16 protein-coding genes, 2 tRNA genes and 1 other RNA gene are annotated in these 14,977 nt (G+C 74.4%); 12 read left to right on the top strand and 7 right to left on the bottom strand.

Going from position 1 to position 14,977, the window contains the following annotated elements; genetic code table 11:
- Window positions 1-24: 24 nt before the first annotated feature.
- From BMZ50_RS09080 to BMZ50_RS09070, 3 genes are read right to left on the bottom strand one after another with little or no spacing between them, the layout of a single operon-like run.
- On the bottom strand, window positions 25-258 hold the full coding sequence (locus BMZ50_RS09080; protein ID WP_091323405.1) for a DUF2630 family protein: 234 nt from the start codon (window positions 256-258) through the stop codon (window positions 25-27).
- Window positions 259-297: 39 nt separating this feature from the next.
- Window positions 298-1,215, bottom strand: a complete 918-nt coding sequence (locus BMZ50_RS09075; RefSeq protein WP_091323404.1) for a prephenate dehydrogenase — start codon at window positions 1,213-1,215, stop codon at window positions 298-300.
- Window positions 1,212-1,655: a PaaI family thioesterase gene (locus BMZ50_RS09070; protein WP_091323402.1), complete on the bottom strand. Its 444-nt coding sequence runs from the start codon at window positions 1,653-1,655 to the stop codon at window positions 1,212-1,214. The genes BMZ50_RS09075 and BMZ50_RS09070 overlap by 4 nt, the downstream gene beginning before the upstream one ends.
- A gap of 43 nt (window positions 1,656-1,698) precedes the next feature.
- On the opposite strand from BMZ50_RS09070, the gene BMZ50_RS09065 reads away from it, so the two are divergent.
- The 5 genes from BMZ50_RS09065 (at window position 1,699) to BMZ50_RS09045 (ending at window position 4,120) form a co-directional block, all read left to right on the top strand.
- Window positions 1,699-2,361, top strand: coding sequence for an O-methyltransferase (locus BMZ50_RS09065; protein WP_091323399.1), 663 nt, complete (start codon window positions 1,699-1,701; stop codon window positions 2,359-2,361).
- Complete coding sequence (locus BMZ50_RS09060) at window positions 2,358-2,855, top strand: tRNA adenosine deaminase-associated protein (RefSeq protein WP_091323397.1); 498 nt, start codon at window positions 2,358-2,360, stop codon at window positions 2,853-2,855. The genes BMZ50_RS09065 and BMZ50_RS09060 overlap by 4 nt, the downstream gene beginning before the upstream one ends.
- On the top strand, window positions 2,852-3,508 hold the full coding sequence (locus tag BMZ50_RS09055) for an HAD-IA family hydrolase (RefSeq protein WP_091323395.1): 657 nt from the start codon (window positions 2,852-2,854) through the stop codon (window positions 3,506-3,508). Before BMZ50_RS09060 ends, BMZ50_RS09055 begins: the two co-directional genes overlap by 4 nt.
- A gap of 49 nt (window positions 3,509-3,557) precedes the next feature.
- Window positions 3,558-4,022, top strand: a complete 465-nt coding sequence (locus BMZ50_RS09050) for a nucleoside deaminase (RefSeq protein ID WP_218146175.1) — start codon at window positions 3,558-3,560, stop codon at window positions 4,020-4,022.
- Between the two features lie 10 nt (window positions 4,023-4,032).
- Window positions 4,033-4,120: transfer RNA gene (locus BMZ50_RS09045), tRNA-Ser, on the top strand.
- A gap of 70 nt (window positions 4,121-4,190) precedes the next feature.
- Here the strand turns inward: BMZ50_RS09045 and BMZ50_RS09040 are convergent.
- Both BMZ50_RS09040 and BMZ50_RS09035 read right to left on the bottom strand, forming a co-directional pair.
- On the bottom strand, window positions 4,191-5,762 hold the full coding sequence (locus tag BMZ50_RS09040; RefSeq protein ID WP_143087138.1) for a serine/threonine-protein kinase: 1,572 nt from the start codon (window positions 5,760-5,762) through the stop codon (window positions 4,191-4,193).
- A 34-nt stretch (window positions 5,763-5,796) separates the two neighbouring features.
- Window positions 5,797-6,144 (bottom strand): hypothetical protein, encoded by a 348-nt coding sequence (locus BMZ50_RS09035; RefSeq protein WP_091323392.1) that lies wholly within the window; start codon window positions 6,142-6,144, stop codon window positions 5,797-5,799.
- A gap of 245 nt (window positions 6,145-6,389) precedes the next feature.
- Between BMZ50_RS09035 and BMZ50_RS09030 the strand changes: the two genes are divergently transcribed.
- From BMZ50_RS09030 to BMZ50_RS09015, 4 genes are all read left to right on the top strand, one after another.
- Entirely contained in the window at window positions 6,390-8,375 is a 1,986-nt protein-coding gene (locus BMZ50_RS09030) for a CASTOR/POLLUX-related putative ion channel (RefSeq protein WP_091323331.1), read from the top strand.
- A gap of 37 nt (window positions 8,376-8,412) precedes the next feature.
- A tRNA-Ser gene (locus tag BMZ50_RS09025) sits at window positions 8,413-8,497 on the top strand.
- A gap of 103 nt (window positions 8,498-8,600) precedes the next feature.
- Window positions 8,601-8,696, top strand: an RNA gene (gene ffs / locus BMZ50_RS09020) — signal recognition particle sRNA small type.
- Window positions 8,697-8,898: 202 nt separating this feature from the next.
- Entirely contained in the window at window positions 8,899-11,097 is a 2,199-nt protein-coding gene (locus BMZ50_RS09015; RefSeq protein ID WP_091323330.1) for a DNA polymerase III subunit gamma and tau, read from the top strand.
- Between the two features lie 11 nt (window positions 11,098-11,108).
- Here the strand turns inward: BMZ50_RS09015 and BMZ50_RS09010 are convergent, their stop codons facing one another.
- Both BMZ50_RS09010 and BMZ50_RS09005 read right to left on the bottom strand, forming a co-directional pair.
- The gene (locus tag BMZ50_RS09010) at window positions 11,109-11,594 is read right to left on the bottom strand and encodes an SRPBCC family protein (RefSeq protein ID WP_091323328.1); all 486 of its coding nucleotides are present in this window, start codon (window positions 11,592-11,594) and stop codon (window positions 11,109-11,111) included.
- Complete coding sequence (locus BMZ50_RS09005) at window positions 11,591-11,956, bottom strand: ArsR/SmtB family transcription factor (protein WP_091323326.1); 366 nt, start codon at window positions 11,954-11,956, stop codon at window positions 11,591-11,593. Before BMZ50_RS09005 ends, BMZ50_RS09010 begins: the two co-directional genes overlap by 4 nt.
- Window positions 11,957-12,096: 140 nt before the next feature.
- Here BMZ50_RS09005 and BMZ50_RS09000 point away from each other — a divergent pair, with 140 nt between their 5' ends.
- The 3 genes from BMZ50_RS09000 (at window position 12,097) to BMZ50_RS08990 (ending at window position 14,889) form a co-directional block, all read left to right on the top strand.
- Entirely contained in the window at window positions 12,097-12,432 is a 336-nt protein-coding gene (locus BMZ50_RS09000; RefSeq protein WP_091323325.1) for a YbaB/EbfC family nucleoid-associated protein, read from the top strand.
- Window positions 12,433-12,466: 34 nt separating this feature from the next.
- Complete coding sequence (recR, locus tag BMZ50_RS08995) at window positions 12,467-13,066, top strand: recombination mediator RecR (RefSeq protein ID WP_091323324.1); 600 nt, start codon at window positions 12,467-12,469, stop codon at window positions 13,064-13,066.
- A 170-nt stretch (window positions 13,067-13,236) separates the two neighbouring features.
- The gene (locus tag BMZ50_RS08990) at window positions 13,237-14,889 is read left to right on the top strand and encodes an ABC transporter substrate-binding protein (protein WP_091323323.1); all 1,653 of its coding nucleotides are present in this window, start codon (window positions 13,237-13,239) and stop codon (window positions 14,887-14,889) included.
- Window positions 14,890-14,977: the final 88 nt, after the last annotated feature.

Below are 14,977 nucleotides of genomic sequence, written 5' to 3'. Positions count from 1 at the left end.
CCGCTCGGCCTGAGCGGCCGGGACCTACTGGAGGTAGCTCTCGACCTGCTCCTCCGGCCGCGCGACGGCCTCGTCGGGGTCGTCGCCGTACTGCCGCTTCGCCCGCCGTTGGCGCAGCAGGTCCCAGCACTGGTCCAGCCGGGTCTCCAGCTCGGTCATCCGGGCGCGCTCCTCGTCGGTGTGCTCGCCGCTCTCCCGGAGCCGGTGCTCCTCGTCGACCAGGGTGTGGATCCGGCTGATGAGGTCCTTCTCGTCCATGCCCGGTCCCTGCCCGCGGGCGCGCAGCCGTAACCCGCCTCAGCCGACGTCGGGCACCCAGCCCTCGACGAACGCCGCCAGCCTCCGGTTCACCGCGCCGCCGGTCCGGCCCAGCGCCAGCAGCGCCGGCCGGTCCAGGGGCACCCGCACCGTCCGCCGTCCGGCCGGCTGTCCGGCCCGGACCGCGTGCCCGGCGGCGACCAGATCCGGCCACGGGCGGGCCAGCTGGGCCTGCAGGCGGTCCAGCGCGGCCGCCGTGGGACCGGCGTTGCCCTCGACCATCGCGGTGACGAACGCGGGGTCGCTGGCGATGACCCGGGTGCCGTCGCGGAAGCTGCCGGCGGCCAGCGCGAGCGCCAGCGGACCGGCCTCCGCCGCCGCCGCGGCCAGGGCGGCGGCCAGCAGGTGCGGGAGGTGGCTGATCGCGGCCACGGCGTCGTCGTGCTCGGCGGCGGTCACCGGGACCACCTCGGCGCCGGCCGCCAGCGCCACCTCGGCCACCCGCAGCCAGCGGGGCAGTTCCGTGTCCGGCTCCAGGCACAGCGCCCACCGCGCCCCGGAGAACAGGCCCGGGTCGACGGCGGCGTGGCCCGACCGCTCGGTGCCGCACATGGGGTGCCCGCCGACGTAGCGGCCGCCGAACGCGGCCCGCAGCGCGGCCAGCACCGGCAGCTTGACCGACCCGAGGTCGGTGATCGTCGCGTCCTCGGCGACGGTCAGGCCGTCCAGGGCGCCGGCCATCGCCGGCAGCGGGACGGCGAGCACGACGACGCCGGACAGCTCCCGGTCGATCCGCACCCCCCGTGCGGCCGCGGCCTCGCGCGCGGCGGGGTCGACGTCCCAGCCGGTGACCGTGCGGCCGGCGGCGACCAGGGCAGCGGCGAGCGAGCCGCCGAGCTGGCCGAGGCCGACCACGCCGACCGGGGGAGCCGGCATCGTCGGCACGGGGAAGCTCATGCCGGGGACTCCCACGGGCGCTCGGTGCGGAACACCCGGGCCAGCGCGGTCGCCACCAGCCGGCCGTCCTGGGCGCGGGCGTCGAGCCGGTAGACCGCGGAGCGGCTGCTGCGGTGCACCTCGATGCCCTCGGCCACGAGCCGGTCCCCCGGCCGGCCGGCCGCGAGGAACTCGGTGTGCACGTTCTGGGCGACGGCGACGGTCCCGTGGCTGTTGCTCACCGCGGCGTGGACGACGTCGAGCAGCGCCATCGTCGCGCCCCCGTGCGCCGTGCCGACCGCGTTGAGCAGCTCCGGGCCGACCGTCATCGACGCCCGCGCGTACCCGGGTCGCACCTGCTCCAGCTCGATGCCCAGGTGCCCGGCCAGCGGGTCCTCCCGCAGTCGGGCGAAGAGGGCGGGATCGACATCGGCTCGGTCGGCGGCGGCAGGATCGGCCATGATCAGAGGCTATGACGCCCGCGTTCCTCCACCTCCACGCGCCATGACCCCCCGGTCGTTCCTCCTCACCCCGGAACTCGGCGACTACGTCCGGGCCAGCTCCGAGCCGCCGGACGACGTCGTCACCGACCTGCTGGCCGAGACCGCGGCCCTGGCCGATCGGGGCGAGGTGCCGGCGACGTTCCAGATCGCGCCGGAGCAGGGCACCTTCATGCAGCTGCTCACCGCCGCGCTGGGGGCCCGCCGGGCGATCGAGATCGGCACCTTCACCGGCTACTCGGCGCTGTGCATCGCCCGCGGCCTACCCGAGGACGGCTCGCTGCTCTGCCTCGACGTCAGCGAGGAGTGGACGGCGGTCGCCCGCCGGTACTGGGCGCGCGCCGGGCTGGCCGACCGGATCGAGCTGCGCCTCGGCGACGCGCACGAGTCGCTCGCGGCCCTCCCCGCCGAGCCGACGTTCGACCTGGCGTTCGTCGACGCGGACAAGACCGGCTACCCCGCCTACGTCGACGCGCTGCACCCCCGCCTCACGCCGGGCGGGATCGTGCTGCTGGACAACACCCTCGCCAGCGGCCGGGTGCTCGACCCGCAGAGCGACAACGAGCGGGCGATCGCCGACCTCAACGCCGCCCTGGCGACCGATCCGCGCTGGGAGACCGTGCTGCTGCCGCTCGCCGACGGCCTCACCATGCTGCGCAAGCGATGAGCGGCAGCGAGGGCCCGACGAGCTGGGCGGTGCGGGTCAGCCGGCCCGGGGACCGCTGGCGGGTCGAGCTGCTGGCCGCCGACGCCGGCGACGAGCTGCCGGTGCTCGAGCAGGCGCTCGGCGAGCCGGGCGCCGGGGGCTGGCCGGGACCGTTCGTGATCGTCGTCGACTCGCGGCTGTACTTCGTCGTCCTGCGGCACGGCCCCGGCGGGCTGGTGCGGGCGCTGATCTCCGACGCGACCATGCAGGAGTGGGTGCTCGCCGCCGACGTGGTGGAGCGCTACGGCATCGGGGTGGACGCCGACGGCGCCTTCGACGACGACGAGACCGGGTGGCCCGGCGGCGATCTGGACGTGTTCTCCGACGACGGCCTGCCCGCCGAGCAGCTGCGGCCGATCGTCACCGCCGACGACCTGTGGGCCGACGAGATGGTGGCCGCCATCGCCGCGCGGCTCGGCTTCGCCGACGAGCTGGCCGCGGCGGTGCACGGGTGAGCCCGCCGGCGAGCGCCGTCGTCCTCGATCTCGGCGGGGTGCTCACCGACAGCCCGATGCCGGCCTTCGCCGCCTACGAGGCCGAGGCCGGGCTGCCCGAGGGGCTGATCCGCCGGCTGAACAGCACGGACCCGGACACCAACGCCTGGGCCCGGTATGAGCGCAACGAGTTGGACGCTGCCGGCTTCGTCGACGCCTTCGAGGCCGAGGCGCTCGCCGCCGGGCACCGGCTCGACGCCCGCCGCGTGCTCGCGGCGCTGGCCGGGGAGCTGCGGCCGGCGATGGTCGCGGCGGTGCAGCGGCTGCGGTCGGCGGGGTTGCCGCTGGCGCTGCTGTCGAACAACGTCGCGCCGATGGCGCGCACCGGCCGGCTGGGGGAGCTGCTGGCGCTGTTCGACGCGGTGGTGGAGTCCTCGGTCGAGGGGGTGCGCAAGCCCGAGCCGGAGATCTACCGCCGCGCGCTGACCCGGCTGTCGGAGGCCGTCGGCCGGCCGGTGGAGGCGGCGGACTGCGCCTACCTCGACGACCTGGGCATCAACCTCAAGCCGGCGCGGGCGATGGGCATGCACACGATCAAGGTGGTCGACCCCGCCGCCGCGCTCGCGGAGCTCTCGGCGCTGGTCGGCGTCCCGCTGGACGGCGCGGTGCCGTGACCGCCCCCCCGGCATGCCTTCCCCCGCCGAACCTCGTGGGGGAGACCTGGTGACCCCCGACGTCGACGCCGCCATGGGGCGCGCCCTGCAGCTGGCCGCGGCGGCGGTGGAGTGGGGGGACACGCCGATCGGCGCCGTCGTCCTGGACGCCGACGGGACGGTGCTGGCCGAGGCGGCCAACGAGCGGGAGAAGCGCGGCGACCCCACCGCGCACGCCGAGGTGCTCGCGCTGCGCGCGGCCGCGCAGGTGCACGGCGACGGCTGGCGGCTGACCGGCACCACCCTCGTGGTGACCCTCGAGCCCTGCACGATGTGCGCCGGAGCGAGCGTGCTCGCCCGGGTGGACCACGTGGTCTACGGCGCCGACGACCCGAAGGCCGGCGCCGCCGGCTCGCTGTGGGACGTGGTCCGCGACCGCCGGCTCAACCACCGTCCGCAGGTCACCGGGGGTGTGCGGGCCGGGGAGTCCGCGGCGCTGCTACGCGCGTTCTTCCGCCGTCAGCGGGGCCTGTAGTCTTCCTGGCGGTGGCGTGTCCGAGCGGCCGAAGGAGCACGCCTCGAAAGCGTGTGAGGGGCAACCCTCCGTGGGTTCAAATCCCACCGCCACCGCCAGCGGGAACCGACGGCGGCGTCCGCCCGGGCTCAGGCCCGGGGGGCGCCGCCGTCGTCGTTCCCGCCCCGATCACCGGGACTCGAGCACTTCCAGCACCCGGTCGGCGTCGACCAGCAGCCCGCCGTCCTCCCCAGGAACCAGACTGAACTCGTGCCGTTCCCGCTGCCGGCTCCCGTCGGGATAGCGGAAGTCGAGTACGGCCGTGGCCACCAGCGAGCCGTCCTCCGCGCGGATCTCGCTCACCTTCACATCGTCGAACTGGCTCCAGAACCCCTCGTAGCCGCCGCGGCTCACCGCGTTCCGCAGGGTCGGCCCGGTCAGCTCCCAGGCGGCGTCGGGGTCGCCGGGCAGCAGCGCGTGGTAGTCGCGCAGCGCGTCGCGGACCTCCCGGCCGCGTACCTCCCCGGCCTCGGCCGGGGAGGGGGAGGCGGTCGTCTCCGGGGGCGGGCTGCTGGCGGTGGGCTGCTCCTCCTCGGCCGGCGGGGTCGTCTCCGGCGGGGCCGAGGGGTCGGCCGTGTCGGGGGCCGTCGTCGGGGCGGGGGCGGCGGCTCCGGAAGGGGCCTCCTGCCGGCTGGTGAACCACAGGACGCCGAGCGCCACCAGCAGCACCGCCAGCACGGCGGCGGACAGCAGCAGCGGCGAGCGCCTCCGCGAGCGGACGGAGGACTCCCCGGCCACCCGGCCGGAGGGATCGGGGAGCGGGCCGGCGGCGGGCTGCTCCGGCGGCGGCAGTTCCGAGGTGCGGGGCTGCGTGGCCGCCGTGCGCAGGTCCGTGCGGGCGAGGAGCACGGTCGTCGTGTCGCCGTCCCGCCCGGCGGCCAGGGCCGCCAGCTCGTCGCGGACCTCGCTCATCGACGGCCGGTGCGCCGGATCGGCGGCGAGCATGCGGGTGAGGGGCCCGGTCAGCGCGCCGGCCCGCCGCGGGGGCGTGGGCTCCCCAGCGGCGACGCGATGCAGCAGCCGCAGGGCGTTCTCGTCCATGCCGAACGGGGGTGCGCCCTCCAGGCAGGTGTAGAGCGTCGCCCCGAGCGAGAAGACGTCGCTGGCCGGCGACATCGCCGCCCCCTGGGCCACCTCCGGCGCCAGGAACGCCGGCGTGCCGGTGATCTGCCCGGTCTGGGTCAGCGTCACGTCACCGCTGGCGTGGGAGATGCCGAAGTCGGTGATCTTGACCAGGCCGTCGACGCCGCGTCCCTGCCCGATGAGGACGTTGGCCGGCTTGACGTCCCGGTGCACGATGCCGGCTCCGTGCGCGGCGTCCAGGGCGTCGGCCAGCTGGGCGCCGATCTGCGCCACCTGGTCCACCCGCAGGACGCCGTCCTCCTGCAGCACCTCGGCCAGGCTGCGGGAGGGCAGGTACTCCATCACCAGCCACGGCGCGTCGCCCTCCACGGCCACGTCGTAGACGGAGACGGCGTGCGGATGGCTCAGCCGGGCGGCGATCCGGCCCTCCCGCAGCGCGCGCTGGCGCTGTCGATCGACGGTCGCCGGGTCCGCGTCCACCGGGGGCAGCACCTGCTTGACGGCCACCTGCCGGCCCAGCCGCTCGTCGCGGGCAAGCCAGACCGCGCCCATGCCACCGCCCCCGATCCGGGACAGCAGCCGGTAGCGCTCCGCGACGAGGAAGTCGGGTCCGATCATCACCGGTCCGTCCTACCCGCCCCGGTCGCGGGTCTCAGACGCCGGAGGGGACGCCGTACCGGCGGGCGTACTCCTGCTGAGCGCCCTCGGGCAGCGCGTCGTAGAGCGTGCCGAGCTCGTCGACGACGTCGGCGGAGAGGTCGTCGAAGAGGCGCTGCCAGGTGGGCGGCTCGTCGTAGCTGCGGGTCAGGAGCAGCTCCCACGCCTGCGCCTGCCGATCGCGCTTGCCCCGTTCGGCGAGGAACTCCGACAGGTACTGGTCCTTCGCGACGGCCTTCTCCTCCCGGGTCGCCGACGCCGGCAGCCCGGCCGGATCGGCGCCCTTCAGGACGGCCAGGATCGCCTCCACGACCTCGGGTCTCACCTGCTGCGGATCGCTCATCGACTGCCTCCTCCGGTCGGCCCGCCCCTGATCGACATCCTGACGCGGGGCCGGTCCGGTGGCACTCACCGGATCCGCGCTGCCGATCTTTCCCCGTAGGTCGTCACTCAACCACCCCCGCCCATCCACCGCGCGGCCTGCACCGACGCGGCGGCCCGGTGCCCTACCGTCTCCCGCGGTCGCCGCCCGGATGGGAGGCCGAGGCCCGCCACCGGTCCGGGTCGGCGGGGTGCGAGGAGCAGGACATGGGCGAGATCACCACGTCACCGGCCCGCCCGGCGCGGCCGGGCAAGGCGGTGAGCCGGCGCGGCCGGATGGGGACGCCGGCGCCGGCCGCGGCCGCGGGACGGCGGGCGGCCCGCCCCGCGCTGACCCCCAGCCTCGGGCAGAAGTTGCGCTACCGCTTCGACAACGCGCTGGCCCGCGGGCCGGCCGTCGTCATCGGCTGGCTCGCCCTGGTCACGCTGGCCATCTTCGTCCTCGCCGGGCTGCTCTTCTGGGCGTTCCGGCTCGACGGGGTCAACGGTGCCGGGCCGGTGGGCAACCCGGCGGAGGGCATCTGGCAGGCGATGCTGCGGGTCGTCGACGCCGGCACCTTCGCCGGCGACACCAGCTGGCCGATGCGGCTGCTGTCCCTGCTCGTCACGCTGGCCGGCATCTTCATCGCCGGCAGCCTCATCGGTCTGATCGCCAACGGCGTCGACCAGCGGATCGAGGGCCTGCGCAAGGGCCGCAGCGACGTCTTGGAGACCGGCCACACCCTGATCCTCGGCTGGTCGCCGCGGATCGCCGCGATCGTCGCCGAGCTCGTGGTCGCCAACGAGAGCGAGCGGGACGCCGCCGTCGTGGTCCTCGGCAACGAGGACAAGACGGTGATGGAGGACGCGCTGGCCGCGGCCGTCCCCGACACCGGCACCACGCGGGTGGTCTGCCGGTCCGGCTCGCCGTCGCGGGCCGCCGACCTGCGCATGGTGAACCTGGCCGGGGCCCGCTCGGTGATCGTGATGAGCGCCGGGGCCGGCGACGCCGACGTGATCAAGGCGGTGCTGGCGATCAAGACCCTGGACGCCGAGTTCGCCGGCCCGCGGGTGATCGCCGAGGTCGGCGACCCGACCTACGCGGCCAGCCTGGAGGTCCTCACCGACGGGCGGGTGGTCACGGTCAACTCCGACCACGTCATCGCCGAGATCACCGCGCAGTCCTGCCGGCAGAGCGGGCTGTCCCAGGTGCTGCGCGACCTGCTCGACTTCGAGGGCGACGAGGTGTACTTCGCGCCGTTCCCCGAGCTCACCGGCCGCAGCTACGGCGAGGCGCTGGGCGCGTTCGAGCGTTGCGCCGTCCTCGGCCTGGCCCGCGCCGACGGCACCGTCCTGGTGAACCCGCCCGCGGGGACCGTCCTGGCCGACGGCGACGAGGTGATCGCCGTCGCGGAGGACGACTCCACGTTCCGCTGCACCGGGATCGCCACCCACGAGCCGCCGGTGCCGCTGGTGGCCACCGACGAGGTTCCCCAGACCACGAACCTGCTGGTCGTCGGCTGGAGCGTGCTGGGCCCGAAGGTCGTGCGGGAGATCGACCAGTTCGCCGTGCCGGGCACCGTCGTCGAGGTCGTCGTCGACCCGGCGCTGGTCGACCCGGGCGAGGTCCGCGTCGACGGCCTGCTGCACACCGACCTGCGGGTGCACACGACCAGCGCCGGCCCGGACGAGCTGGCCGGCCTGGTCGCCGACCGGCCCTTCGACCAGGGCATCGTGCTCAGCTACCGGGACGCGGTGGACGCTGCCGACGGCGACGCCCGCACCCTGCTCACCCTGCTGGCCCTGCGCCGCGCCTGGCCGGCCGGGGGCCCGCACGCCGTCCGGATCGTGGCGGAGGTCCTCGAGCGCGAGGACGTCGAGCTGGCCCAGGCCGGCGGCGTCGACGACTGGATCGTCAGCGACGAGGTCACCAGCCTGATGCTGGCCCAGCTCTCCGAGCGCACCGAGCTGGCCCAGGTCTTCCTCGAGCTGTTCTCCCCGGACGGGGCCCGGCTGAGCTTCCGGCCCGCGCAGCGCTACGTGGGCGGCGAGCCGGTGCCCTACGGTGCCGTCGTCGCCGCCGGTGCGCTGCGGGACGAGTCGGTGCTCGGCTACCGGACCGCCGACGGCTCGGTGCACCTCAACCCGGCGAAGAGTGAAGTGGTGGCACTGCAGGCCGACGACCAGGTGCTGGTGATCGAGAGCCGCGGCTGACCGCCGGTGCGCCGCCAGGTACTCTGGCGACGCACCGGGAGGATTCGCCTAGTGGCCTATGGCGCTCGCTTGGAAAGCGGGTTGGGGGCAACCCCTCGGGAGTTCGAATCTCCCATCCTCCGCCGTCGAGGCCGGGTTCCGGTTCCACCGGGGCCCGGCCTCCGTGCATCCGCCGCAGGTAGAGCCCGGCCAGCCCGCCCAGCGACGGCGTGCCCTACAGTGGGGGCAGACCCCTCGTGCGGCGTCACCCTGTGAACCTCCCCAGGGCCGGAAGGCAGCAAGGATAAGCAGGCTCTGGCGGGTGCGCGAGGGGTCCTTTGCTGTGCCCGTCGTCTGCGCTGCCCATCGTCGGCCCACCGGCCGACGCCGCGGCCAGGTGCCGCCCTCCTGCTGCACCGAGCCCTTCCCCGTCTTCCGGGCCCTTCCCCGTTCCCGGTCGGGGAGCCTCCGGCCCCGGGACCGGTCCACACCGTGGTTCCTCGGGTCTGCAGCGCGGTCCCTCGCCCCGCGTAACCTGCCCTCCGTGGCTCTGGCGCTCTACCGGAAGTACCGCCCGGCGACCTTCGCCGAGGTGGTCGGCCAGGAGCACGTGACCGCCCCGCTGGTCAACGCCGTCGACGGCGGCCGGATCAACCACGCCTACCTGTTCAGCGGCCCGCGCGGCTGCGGCAAGACGTCGTCGGCGCGGATCCTGGCCCGTTCGCTCAACTGCGAGCAGGGGCCCACCTCCACGCCGTGCGGCGTCTGCGAGTCCTGCATCGCGCTGGCCCCGGACGGCCCCGGCTCGCTGGACGTCATGGAGATCGACGCAGCCAGCCACGGTGGCGTCGACGACGCCCGGGACCTGCGCGAACGCGCCTTCTTCGCCCCGGTCAGCAGCCGCTACAAGGTCTACATCGTCGACGAGGCGCACATGGTGACCACGCAGGGCTTCAACGCCCTGCTGAAGGTGGTCGAGGAGCCGCCGGACTTCCTGGTCTTCGTCTTCGCCACCACCGAGCCGGACAAGGTGCTGCCGACCATCCGCTCGCGCACCCACCACTACCCGTTCCGGCTGGTGCCGCCGGCGACGCTGCGCGGCCTGCTGGAGAGGACCTGCACCGCCGAGGGCGTGCAGGTGGAGCCGACGGTCTTCCCCCTGGTCGTGCGCGCGGGCGGCGGCTCGGTCCGCGATTCGCTGTCGATCCTCGACCAGCTGCTGGCCGGTGCCGGTCCCGAGGGCGTCACCTACAAGAGCGCCGTCGGGCTGCTCGGGGTCACCGACGACGCGCTGCTCGACGAGACCATCGACGCCCTGGCCGCGCACGACGCGCCGGGTGTGTTCCGGGCCGTCGACCGGGTCGTCGAGGCCGGCCACGACCCGCGCCGGTTCGCCACCGACCTGCTCGACCGGCTGCGCGACCTGATCGTGCTCGACGCCGTGCCCGACGCCGGGGGCAACGGCCTGCTCGACACCCCGCCCGACCGGCTGGACCTGATGAGCGCGCAGGCCTCCGCGCTGGGGTCGGCGACGCTGTCGCGGATGGCCGACACCGTGCACGCCGGGCTGACCGAGATGCGCGGGACGACGGCGCCGCGGCTGCTGCTGGAGCTGGTCTGCGCCCGCATGCTGCTGCCCGGTACCGACGACTCGGCGGCGGCGACCCTGCAGCGGCTGGAGCGCCTCGAGCGGCGGATGTCGATCGCCGGCGAGCACGCCGGGCGTCCTGTCGCCGAGGCACCGTCGCGCGAGGTGCCGTCCCGCGAGGTGCCGTCCCGCGAGGCGGCCCCGGTCCGGGAGCCGGCCCCGGTCCGGGAGCCGGCACCCGAGGGCTCGGGCTCGCCGCGGCGTGAGTTCGTCCGCAAGTCGCAGGCCGCGTCTGCGGAGCCGGCGGCGCAGCCCAGCGCCCCGCCCGCGCCCACCCCCGCGCCGGTGCGCGCACCCGCCGCCGACGACTGGCCCGAGACCACTCCGCCCGGCTCGGGCGGCGGGGCGCCGCCGTCCCGCCCGGCCGCGCCCGCCGCGCCGGCGCCGGCCGCGGCGGAGGAGCCGCGCCGGCTGCGGGTGGCCGCCGGCGAGCCGGACATCCCCCTGCCGCCGGAGCCGACCGACGACGAGGACTGGCCGCACCCCGCCCGGCCCGCCGCGGCGGCCCGGGTCGAGGCGTCCGGCCCGGCGACCGCCGGCCCGCCGAGCGCCGCGGCCGGGTCCTCCCCGGCCCCGCGCGGTGCCGAGCCGACGCCGGTCGTGTCGGCGGACCCGGCGCCGGCCGGTGAGGGCGAGCTGACCACCGCCGACGTCCGGCGGGTGTGGCCGGAGCTGCTCGCGGTGGTCCGGCGGCACAAGCGGACCACCGAGGCGCTGCTGAAGAGCGCCCAGGTGCACGACCTGGCCAACGGAGTGCTCACCCTGGCGGCCACCTCGCCGGCGCTGGCCAAGATGCTGGGCGACGACCTGAACAAGGACGTCGTCCGCCAGTCGCTGCAGGAGCTCCTCGGCGTGCGGTGGAAGGTGCAGGTCGTGATGGAGGGCGCCGGCCGCCCCGGCGGGCCCGCGGTGGCGCCGGAGGCCGCCCGCGAGGCGGCGCGGGCCGCCGAGGCCGCCGAGGCGCGGGAGCTCATGGCCGAGCGGGCGGCGGAGGGCCCCGGCGGCGGCCAGGAGCACACGCCGGCGGTCGACCCGGAGCAGGCCGCGCTGCAGCTGCTGCGGGCCCAGCTCGGCGCCCGGCCGATCGACGACTGAGGGGTGCCGGCTCAGCCGGCGGCGAGGACCTGGTCGAGGCGCTCGTAGCCCTCGCGGACCCCGACCTCCATGCCGCTGGCGACGAAGGCATCCCGGTCGGCGAAGGAGTCGACCAGCGAGGTGGAGGTCAGCCGGGTGCGCCCGTCGCCGAGGTCCTCGAGGACGAGCTTCTCCAGCGCGACGCCGTCGGGCATGCCCTCGAAGGTGAAGGTCTGCACGATCAGCTCGTTCGGGCGCACCTCGTGGAAACAGCCGTGGAAGCCGTACTCCTCGTCGCCCTGGCGGTGGAGATACCGGTAGGAGCCGCCGGTGCGGCAGTCCCACGTGTCGATCGTCATCTCCAGGCCGCGCGGGCCGAGCCACCGGGCGACGAGCTCGGGGTCGACGTGGGCGCGGAACACCTTCTCCGGCGGGGCGTCGAACTCCCGGGTGATCCGGACGAGCGGGACGTCGGGGTCGGAGGCGATCCGGGTCTGGTGGGTGCTGGTGCTGGTCATGATTGCTGCCCTTCCTGCGGGGGTGGGAGCGGGTCGACGTCATCGGGCATGTCCCGGAGGACGTCGTCGAGTCGGCGGTAGCGCTCCTCGGCCTGGCGGCGGTAGCGCTCGATCCACTTCGTCATGAGGTCGAACACCTCCGCCTCGAGGTGCACCGGACGGCGCTGGGCGTCGCGGCTGCGGCTGACCAGGCCGGCGTCCTCGAGCACCCGCAGGTGCTTGGAGACGGCCTGGACGCTGACGTCGTAGGGCTCGGCCAGCTCGCCGACGGTGGCATCGGCCACCGCGAGCCGGGTGACCATGTCGCGCCGCGTGGGATCGGCCAGGGCCGCGAAGACCCGGGAGAGCGGATCGCCGGCCATGTGCCGTCCTCCTCTCTTCCTCAACCATTCGGTTGAGGAAAGCCTGGACCTCGGTCGGGGACGTTGTCAACCGCCTGGTTGATAAAAGTGGCTCGCCCGGGGTCCCCGCGGACGTCGTGCGGGCGGCCTACCCTCAGGGCATGTTCCCTGGAGGTCAGCCCGACATGGCGCAGCTGCTCAAGCAGGCGCAGCAGATGCAGCAGCAGCTCGCAGCCGCACAGGAGCAGCTGGCCGCCGAGCAGGTGACCGGCTCGGCCGGCGGCGGGCTGGTGACCGCCACCATGACCGGCCAGGGCGAGCTCACCGCGGTCACCATCGCCCCCGCGGCGGTCGACCCGGACGACGTCGAGACGCTGCAGGACCTCGTCGTCGCCGCCGTCCGCGACGCCTCGCGGCAGGCCAACGAACTCACCGCCAGTCGCATGGGGCCGCTCGCCGGCGGCCTCGGTGGCGGCATGGGGCTGCCCGGCCTCTGAGCCGCGGGCAGCCCTCCCGGACGAGAGGAACACCGTGTACGAGGGGGCCGTCCAGGACCTCATCGACGAGCTCGGCCGCCTGCCCGGCGTCGGGCCGAAGAGCGCGCAGCGCATCGCCTTCCACCTGCTGGCGGCCGAGTCCGCCGACGTCGGCCGGCTGGTGGCGGCGCTGCAGCGCGTGCAGGCCGAGGTCCGTTTCTGCGGGACCTGCTACAACGTCGCCGAGGGCGAGCGGTGCCGCATCTGCCGCGACCCCCGGCGCAGCGACGACGTCATCTGCGTCGTCGAGGAGCCCAAGGACGTCGTCGCGATCGAGCGCACCCGCGAGTTCCGCGGCCGCTACCACGTGCTCGGCGGTGCGATCAGCCCGATCGAGGGCGTGGGCCCGGACGACCTGCGGGTCAAGGAGCTCATGACCCGGCTGATGAGCGGCACCGTCACCGAACTGATCATCGCCACCGATCCGAACCTGGAGGGGGAGGCGACCGCCGCCTACCTCGCCCGGCTGGTCGGGCCGTTGGGCATGGCGGTGTCCCGGCTGGCCAGTGGCTTGCCCGTGGGTGGCGACCTGGAGTACGCCGACGAGGTCACCCTGGGCCGGGCGTTCGAGGGGCGCCGCCGCATCGACGCCTGAGCGTCGTGGTAGTCGTGGCCCGATCGGTCACGAGCGGATAACGGTCGTTCCGGCGGTTTCGGCGCTGGACCGCGCCTGTGCTACGCATGGGTAACCAACGGCCATACCCGTCCGCGGCAGGAAATCCTCAGGGTCCGCGGGCGGTGCCCAGGAAGAACGAAGGTAGGCGGATGAGTTCCGTTTCGATCCGTGGTCGGCGTGTGCGCGTCGCCACCGCAGGCCTCGCGGTGACCGCGCTGACGCTCGCGGCGTGCGGGGGCAGCGACGACGGCGGCAGCGGCTCCGGTGGGGGCAGCGGCGGCGGCACGCTGACGATCGGCACCAGCGACAAGATCACCACGATCGACCCCGCGGGTTCGTACGACAACGGCTCCTTCGCCGTCATGAACCAGGTCTTCCCCTTCCTGATGAACACCAACTACGGAAGCCCCGACGTCGAGCCCGACATCGCCGAATCGGCCGAGTTCACCGCGCCGACGCAGTACACGGTCACCCTGAAGCCGGGCCTGAAGTGGGCCAACGGCAACGACCTGACCGCCTCGGACGTCAAGTTCACCTTCGACCGGATGGTCGCCATCAACGACCCGAACGGTCCGGCCGCCCTCCTGGCCAACCTGGAGAGCACCGAGGTCGTCGACGACACCACCGTCGTCTTCAACCTCAAGTCGGAGAACGACCAGACGTTCCCGCAGATCCTGTCCAGCCCGGCCGGCCCGATCGTGGACGAGGACGTCTTCTCGGCCACCGAGCTCACCCCGGACCAGGAGATCGTCGACGGCAACGCCTTCCACGGCCCGTACACGATCACCAACTACGACCAGAACAACCTGATCTCCTACGAGGCCTACCCCGACTACCAGGGGCTGCTGGGCGCTCCGGCCACCGAGCAGGTCAACGTCAAGTACTACGCCGACTCCTCGAACCTCAAGCTGGACATCGAGCAGGGCAACATCGACGTCGCCTTCCGCAGCCTGAGCGCGACCGACATCGAGGACCTCAGCGGCAACGAGGACGTCGAGGTCGTCGAGGGCCCGGGCGGCGAGATCCGCTACATGGTCTTCAACTTCAACACCCAGCCCTTCGGTGCCACGCAGCCCGACGCCGACCCGGCCAAGGCCGCGGCCGTCCGCCAGGCGATCGCGCACCTGATCAACCGCGAGGAGCTCGCGGAGCAGGTCTACAAGGGCACCTACACCCCGCTGTACTCCCACGTGGCCGACGGTCTGACCGGCGCCACCGAGGCGCTGCGGGAGATGTACGGCGACGGCAACGGCGGCCCGGACGCCGAGCGGGCGGCCCAGGTGCTGCAGGACGCGGGCGTGCAGACCCCGGTGCAGCTGAGCCTGCAGTACTCCAACGACCACTACGGGCCGTCCTCGGGTGACGAGTACGCCCTGATCAAGGACCAGTTGGAGTCCAGCGGCCTGTTCACCGTGGACCTGCAGACCACCGAGTGGGTGCAGTACTCCGAGGACCGCGTCGCCGACGTGTACCCGGCCTACCAGCTGGGCTGGTTCCCGGACTACTCCGACGCCGACAACTACCTGTCGCCGTTCTTCCTCACGGAGAACTTCCTGTCCAACCACTACGCCAACCAGCAGGTGAACGACCTGATCCTGCAGCAGGCCACCACCCCGGACCCGGCGCAGCGGACGGCGCTGATCGAGCAGATCCAGCAGCAGGTCGCCCAGGACCTGTCCACGCTGCCCTACCTGCAGGGCGCTCAGGTCGCCGTCGTCCGGACCGGCGTGGAGGGTGCGGCGGACACGCTCGACGCGTCCTTCAAGTTCCGCTACGGCGCCCTGAGCCTGAGCCAGGGCTGACCCCGGCGGCCTGAGAAGGTAGCGACACCGGCCCCGGGTGACCCCGCCGCTCGGCGGGGCCACCCGGGGCCTCCCCATGTGCGGCTCT

Source organism: Geodermatophilus ruber, assembly GCF_900114385.1.
Classification (GTDB): Bacteria; Actinomycetota; Actinomycetes; order Mycobacteriales; family Geodermatophilaceae; genus Geodermatophilus; species Geodermatophilus ruber.
This window is presented reverse-complemented; position numbering and strand designations above follow the sequence as displayed.

What these genes read in the sequence shown, in the direction of transcription:
- BMZ50_RS09030 (WP_091323331.1), top strand. Translation starts at nt 6,390, where the DNA reads ATGGGCGAGATCACCACGTCACCGGCCCGCCCGGCGCGGCCGGGCAAG.
- BMZ50_RS08990 (WP_091323323.1), top strand. Translation starts at nt 13,237, where the DNA reads ATGAGTTCCGTTTCGATCCGTGGTCGGCGTGTGCGCGTCGCCACCGCA.
- BMZ50_RS09040 (WP_143087138.1), bottom strand. Translation starts at nt 5,762, where the DNA reads ATGATCGGACCCGACTTCCTCGTCGCGGAGCGCTACCGGCTGCTGTCC.
- BMZ50_RS09010 (WP_091323328.1), bottom strand. Translation starts at nt 11,594, where the DNA reads ATGACCAGCACCAGCACCCACCAGACCCGGATCGCCTCCGACCCCGAC.
- BMZ50_RS09070 (WP_091323402.1), bottom strand. Translation starts at nt 1,655, where the DNA reads ATGGCCGATCCTGCCGCCGCCGACCGAGCCGATGTCGATCCCGCCCTC.
- BMZ50_RS09035 (WP_091323392.1), bottom strand. Translation starts at nt 6,144, where the DNA reads ATGAGCGATCCGCAGCAGGTGAGACCCGAGGTCGTGGAGGCGATCCTG.
- BMZ50_RS09005 (WP_091323326.1), bottom strand. Translation starts at nt 11,956, where the DNA reads ATGGCCGGCGATCCGCTCTCCCGGGTCTTCGCGGCCCTGGCCGATCCC.
- BMZ50_RS09000 (WP_091323325.1), top strand. Translation starts at nt 12,097, where the DNA reads ATGTTCCCTGGAGGTCAGCCCGACATGGCGCAGCTGCTCAAGCAGGCG.
- BMZ50_RS09080 (WP_091323405.1), bottom strand. Translation starts at nt 258, where the DNA reads ATGGACGAGAAGGACCTCATCAGCCGGATCCACACCCTGGTCGACGAG.
- BMZ50_RS09060 (WP_091323397.1), top strand. Translation starts at nt 2,358, where the DNA reads ATGAGCGGCAGCGAGGGCCCGACGAGCTGGGCGGTGCGGGTCAGCCGG.
- BMZ50_RS09065 (WP_091323399.1), top strand. Translation starts at nt 1,699, where the DNA reads ATGACCCCCCGGTCGTTCCTCCTCACCCCGGAACTCGGCGACTACGTC.
- BMZ50_RS09075 (WP_091323404.1), bottom strand. Translation starts at nt 1,215, where the DNA reads ATGAGCTTCCCCGTGCCGACGATGCCGGCTCCCCCGGTCGGCGTGGTC.